The following is a 5,788-nucleotide window of genomic DNA, read 5'->3' on the forward strand; positions in this document are numbered from 1 at the left end:
AACCACCGCCGCGGAAGCCCCCGTCCCCACCCCGGCGCCGCTGCGTCTGGTCCCGGAAAGCACGGCACCTCCCGGACCCCCGGCGGCTCCTGCTGTTCCACCAGTGCCGCGGCGGTGGTTGGCCGATGAAGAACGGGAGATCTGCGCAATTTCCCGCAGCACGGTTCAGGCGGCCATCGAGGTGCTGGCCGGCACCCGGCCGGCGCAGCAGCTTGCCCGGCGGCTCGACGAGCGCTGCCTTGCGGCACTGCAGCACCGGGCTGCCCTCACCCGGAGGGTGCCAAGCGGGGCGTCGCCGACGGCGGGGCGGCTGCACCGCAACTCCTCGGTCCGCTCGGTCCGGGCCTGCCGGGTCTCTGCGGACGTCTATGAGGCAAGCGCCGTGGTGGTCGAGGAGCTGCGGGTCCGCGCGGTCGCTCTGCGGCTGGAGCGCAGCAGGCTCGTGTGGCGGGTCACCGCGCTGGAAATCGGTTGACAGCCGACGCGCGGTGCCGGCTGGAAGCCGCTGGGGGCTCACTGAGCGGAACAACGGAAGGAGGAGACGGACGCAACGAAAGAGGACCGGAACATGTTCCGGTCCTCTTTCGTGAAGGCGAGTCTTTCAAGACGGCGACTCTTCAATGACGGCGCCTTCAGGGTTGGCGGCAGTGGGCGGTCAGTGCCCGCTCCGCTAGCGCCGCTTCTTCTTGCTGGCCCGGCGTGGGCTGTCCTGCCCGGCAGACTTCGCCGGGTTGCCGGAGCGGCCCGAGACCTTGGACTCGACGTGGGTCTCGGCTGAACCGTCCTCGCCGGGGGCCGTGTACTGCAGCTGGGCCGGCTTTTCGGGGGCCTCCAGCCCAGCGGCCCGGATCTGCGGTTCGTGATGTTCGGTGTGCTGGCCCGCGGCGTCCGCCACGACTACGTCCTCGGCGGGGGTGACCTCGACTTCAAGGTTGAACAGGAAGCCGACGCTTTCCTCCCGGATGGCCTCCATCATGGCCTGGAACATGATGAAGCCCTCGCGCTGATATTCCACCAGGGGATCGCGCTGGGCCATCGCGCGCAAGCCGATGCCTTCCTTCAGGTAGTCCATCTCATAGAGGTGTTCCTGCCACTTGCGGCCGATCACCGAGAGCACAACACGGCGCTCGAGCTCGCGCATGCTTTCGTGCCCGATGGCCTCCTCGCGTGCCTGGTACACCAGGCGTGCGTCGGAGAGGATCTCTTCCCTGAGGAAGTCCACGGTGATCCTCGATTTTCCGCCGGCTTCGTCGATGAGGTCGCGCGGGGTGACACTCACCGGGTACAGGGTCTTGAGGTTGGACCAGAGGAGGTTGAAGTCCCAGTCGTCGCCGGTACCCTCGGCGGTGGCTGCGTCGATGAACGCGTTGATCGTGTCCTCGAGGAAGAACTGGACTTTTTCGTGGAGGTCGTCGCCTTCGAGGATCCGGCGGCGGTCGCCGTAGATGGCTTCGCGCTGGCGGTTCAGGACGTCGTCGTATTTGAGGACGTTCTTCCGCTGTTCGGCGTTGCGGCCCTCGACCTGGCCCTGGGCCGAGGCGATGGCGCGCGAGACGAGCTTTGATTCCAGGGCGACATCGTCCGGCACCGAGCTGTTCATCAGCCGCTCGGCCGCGCCGGAGTTGAACAGGCGCATCAGGTCATCGGTCAGCGACAAGTAGAACCGGGACTCGCCAGGGTCACCCTGGCGGCCCGAGCGGCCCCGCAACTGGTTGTCAATCCGGCGTGATTCGTGCCGCTCGGTGCCCAGCACGTACAGGCCCCCGAGGTCGAGGACCTCCTCGTGCTCGTCCTTGACCGACTGCTTGGCCGCTTCGAAGGCTGCGGGCCACGCCGCCTCGTATTCTTCGGAGTTTTCTTCCGGATCCAGGCCGCGTTTGGCGAGTTCGGCGACCGCGGTGAACTCGGCGTTGCCGCCGAGCATGATGTCGGTACCGCGGCCGGCCATGTTGGTCGCAACGGTCACGGCACCCTTGCGCCCGGCCTGGGCCACGATCGCGGCCTCCCGGGCGTGGTTTTTGGCGTTCAGGACCTCATGCCGGACGCCTTCCTTGGCCAGCAGCCCGGAGAGGTATTCGCTCTTCTCGACGCTGGTGGTGCCGACCAGGACGGGCTGGCCCGCGGCATGCCGTTCGGCGATGTCCTTCACGACGGCGGCGAACTTGACCGCCTCGTTCTTGTAGACGAGGTCCGCCTGGTCGATCCGCGTCATGTCGCGGTTGGTGGGGATGGCGACGACGCCGAGCTTGTAGGTGCTCATGAACTCGGCGGCTTCGGTCTCCGCAGTACCGGTCATGCCGGCGAGCTTGCCGTACATGCGGAAGTAGTTCTGCAGCGTGACCGTGGCGAGCGTCTGGTTCTCGGCCTTGATCTCGACGCCTTCCTTGGCCTCGATCGCCTGGTGCATGCCTTCGTTGTAGCGCCGGCCCGCGAGGATTCGGCCGGTGTGCTCGTCGACGATCAGCACCTCGCCGTCGAGGATGACATAGTCCTTGTCCCGCTTGAAGAGTTCCTTGGCCTTGATGGCGTTGTTGAGGAAACCGATCAACGGGGTGTTGGCGGACTCGTAAAGATTGTGGATGCCGAGGTAGTCCTCGACCTTTTCGATGCCTGCCTCAAGCACACCGACGGTGCGCTTCTTCTCGTCGACTTCGTAATCCTCTTCGGACTTGAGCCTGGTGACGACCTTGGCGAACTCGCTGTACCAGCGGTTGGTGTCCCCCTGCCCGGGTCCCGAAATAATAAGCGGGGTCCGTGCCTCATCGATGAGGATGGAGTCCACTTCGTCGACGATGGCGAAGTGGTGGCCGCGCTGGACCAGCTCGGATTTGTCCCAGGCCATGTTGTCGCGCAGGTAGTCGAAGCCGAATTCATTGTTGGTGCCGTAGGTGATATCCGCGGCGTACTGCTCGCGGCGCAGTGAGGGGTCCTGGTTGGAGAGGATGCAGCCGCTGGTCAGGCCAAGGAACCGGTACACACGGCCCATGAGGTCCGACTGGTATTCGGCCAGGTAGTCGTTGACGGTAATTACGTGCACGCCGTTGCCCGCAAGGGCGTTGAGGTAGGCCGGTGCGGTAGCCACAAGGGTCTTGCCTTCACCGGTCTTCATTTCGGCGATGTTGCCCAGGTGCAGTGCGGCGCCGCCCATGAGCTGGACGTCGAAGTGGCGCATCCCGAGCGTGCGGGAGGAGGCTTCGCGGACGGCGGCGAAAGCCTCGGGCAGGAGGTCGTCGAGCTTCTCACCGTCAACGTGGCGTGCGCGGAGACGGTCGGTCTCCTCGCGCAGCTCGGCATCACTGAAGGTCTTGAGGGAGCTCTCCAGGGCATTAATGGAATCGGCATAGTTCCGCAGTTGTCTCAGGGTTTTCTTGTCACCTGTGCGGAGAAGTTTTTCGATAAGTGATGCCACGTGAAGTTGCTCCCAGTCTCAAGCTGCCGAATTCTGGCGTATTCAGTCTACGGGAGAGACGCAGGGCCGGTTACGCCTGTTCCCTCTGAGCGGATACACGCCGTCCGGCCCCGGACACGGCGTCCGCAAGCGCCGGCGCGAGGTCGCCTTTTGGCGAGACAACAACCCGGTCCAGTTCCAGCCACCCTGCCATGAGCTCCAGTTCCGCGGCGAGTTCGACGGCGGTGTCGGCGGGCGCGCCGGGCTCCGCGTGGGCAGCCCGCGCCAGCAGCAGGCCGTTGGTCCGGTCGGCCTTGAGGTCCACCCTGGCCACGATTCCGTCGCGCAGCAGGAAAGGCAGCACGTAATAGCCGAAGCGGCGTTTCGGCTCCGGGGTGTAGATCTCGATGCGGTAGCGGAAACCGAACAGGTCCTCCAGGCGCCGCCGTTCAAAGACCATCGAGTCGAAGGGGCTCAGCAGTGCGCGGCCGGTGGCGGCACGCGGGAGTCTTGCCTCGGCGTGGCGGAAGACGGTCTTGTTCCAGCCGGACACCTTGACCGGCAGCAGCCTGCCCGTGTCGACCAGGTGGTCCAGGGCTATGGCGGAGGCCCGCATGGGCGTCCGGAAATAATCAGCAAAGCACCGCAGGGTGCCGATCCCGTGGGCTTGGGCAGCGGCATCGATCAGCCGCGCCAGCGCAGCCGCGGGGTCCGAGTCCGGGTCGGCGCCGGCCGCGCCGACTGCCGCGGCCGCGCCGACGCGCGCGGCGTCAGGACCTGCCGGCAGCCGTTCGGGCAGCACCCTGGCGGTCAGGGTGTAACGCCGTTCAAAGGAGTCCGTGCGGGACGCGGCCGAGATGAGGCCCGCTTCGAAGAGGTGTTCGAGGACCCGCTTCACGGCGTTCCAGTTCCAGCCCCAGTTGTCCTGCTGCCGGTCCTCCACATGCCCGAGACGGGCGGTGAGTTCGGCGGCGGTCATCGGGCGGCCGGCGGCGAGCGCCTCGAGAACCCGGGCGGAGACCCCGCTCCGCAGCTCGGAGTCCATGGAGTGTGCCCCCACCCATTTCCTGCTCTGCCACAGGAGAAGGTCCGGGAAGTGGTCGGGACGGATGAAGCTGGCCTCGTGGGCCCAGTACTCCATCATCCGGCGGGGGTGGTTGCCTGCCATCCGCTGGAGGATGTCGCGGTCGTAGTTCCCCAAGCGGGAAAAGAACGGCAGGTAGTGGCTCCGGGACAGGACATTGACGGAGTCGATCTGGACCAGCTGCAGCCGGGCAAAGGTACGGCCCACCGCCCGTGCTGTCACGAGTCCGGCGGGCCGCACTTTGTCCAATCCCTGGGCTGCCAGTGCGATGCGCCGGGCCTGCTTGAGGCTCAGCAATCCCTGCACGTCAGTCCCTTCGCTGGATGGTCAGAACCAGCTTATGCGCTGGCCGGCTCATCCTCGGAACGGTAGGCGATGATCTTCTCGTCCAGCGGGGCCTCGCCCGGCTCGCACCTCTGGTCGAGGGAAATCACTCCGTAGGTCCACCCGTCGCGGCGGTAGACGACAGAGGGCGCTTTTGTCTCCTTGTCCACGAAGAGGTAGAAGTCGTGACCCACAAGCTCCATGTTGTCGACGGCGTCGTCGAGCGTGAGGGATGCGGCGGGGAAGACCTTCCGGCGGATGAGCACGGGCGAGTCTCCGGCCGGGATATCGTTCTCGATCTCATACGGCGATTTCTCGGCGGGAGCTTCCTTGGGCTCGAGCCAGTGGTTCGCCTCTTCGTAAATGGGCTCGCTGGTGCTCGCGGGCTCCAGGGTTGCCGTCGCCTCGGTGACTGACTTGGGGGCGTGCCGGCCGTGGTGGACCTTCTTGCGGTCCTTGGCCCGGCGCAGGCGCTCCAGAAGCTTGTTGTAGGCGAGATCGAACGCGGCGAACTTGTCTGCGGCGCTGGCTTCGGCACGAATCACGGGGCCCCGGCCCAGGACGGTCAGCTCAACTGTGAGCATCTCGTCGGCCTGCCGGGCCTTGGTCTCTTTGGAAACCTTCGCGTCCACCCTCTGGACTTTGTCCCCCAGTGACGCGATCTTCGAGATCTTCTCGTCGGCGTACTCGCGGAACCGGTCCGAGACCGTCAAATTGCGTCCGCTGATCATGAACTCCATGGTGCCCTCCAAATGACTTCGGTGACACGACGGCGGCACTTCCCGGGGCTGATCTGACTGACAGTCGAGCCCCTTTCCGAGCCGCTATCGACAGGTACATCTGTTCTTGGTACCCATCTCCGACGTTAGTTCATAGCCCCCTCTTATTCATCCTTTTTTGGTTTATTTTTTTCATTTACGGGCCCCTGCCCCGCCAGCACGCGGACAGCGGGGCCGCCGTCGATCGTGAGCGGCGGGCGTGTCGCGGCGAGG

General features: G+C 65.6%; 4 protein-coding genes. 1 reads left to right on the forward strand and 3 read right to left on the reverse strand.

The window, feature by feature from the left end:
• On the forward strand, positions 1-475 hold a 475-nt coding region (locus BJQ90_RS17325; protein ID WP_319004655.1), incomplete at its 5' end, for an Rv3235 family protein.
• Positions 476-670: 195 nt separating this feature from the next.
• Here BJQ90_RS17325 and secA read toward each other — a convergent pair.
• The 3 genes from secA to hpf all read right to left on the reverse strand — a co-directional run bounded on the left by secA (position 671) and on the right by hpf (position 5,536).
• Positions 671-3,409: a preprotein translocase subunit SecA gene (secA, locus tag BJQ90_RS17330; protein ID WP_226761453.1), complete on the reverse strand. Its 2,739-nt coding sequence runs from the start codon at positions 3,407-3,409 to the stop codon at positions 671-673.
• 70 nt (positions 3,410-3,479) lie between these two features.
• Positions 3,480-4,778 (reverse strand): winged helix-turn-helix domain-containing protein, encoded by a 1,299-nt coding sequence (locus tag BJQ90_RS17335; RefSeq protein WP_226761454.1) that lies wholly within the window; start codon positions 4,776-4,778, stop codon positions 3,480-3,482.
• Positions 4,779-4,810: 32 nt separating this feature from the next.
• Positions 4,811-5,536 (reverse strand): ribosome hibernation-promoting factor, HPF/YfiA family, encoded by a 726-nt coding sequence (gene hpf / locus BJQ90_RS17340; RefSeq protein ID WP_226761455.1) that lies wholly within the window; start codon positions 5,534-5,536, stop codon positions 4,811-4,813.
• Between the last annotated feature and the right edge of the window lie 252 nt (positions 5,537-5,788).

Source organism: Arthrobacter sp. SO3 (genome assembly GCF_020532825.1).
Classification (GTDB): domain Bacteria; phylum Actinomycetota; class Actinomycetes; order Actinomycetales; family Micrococcaceae; genus Arthrobacter.

Excerpts from the sequence above, each read along its gene's own strand:
- hpf (WP_226761455.1), bottom strand. The coding sequence starts at position 5,536 with ATGGAGTTCATGATCAGCGGACGCAATTTGACGGTCTCGGACCGGTTC.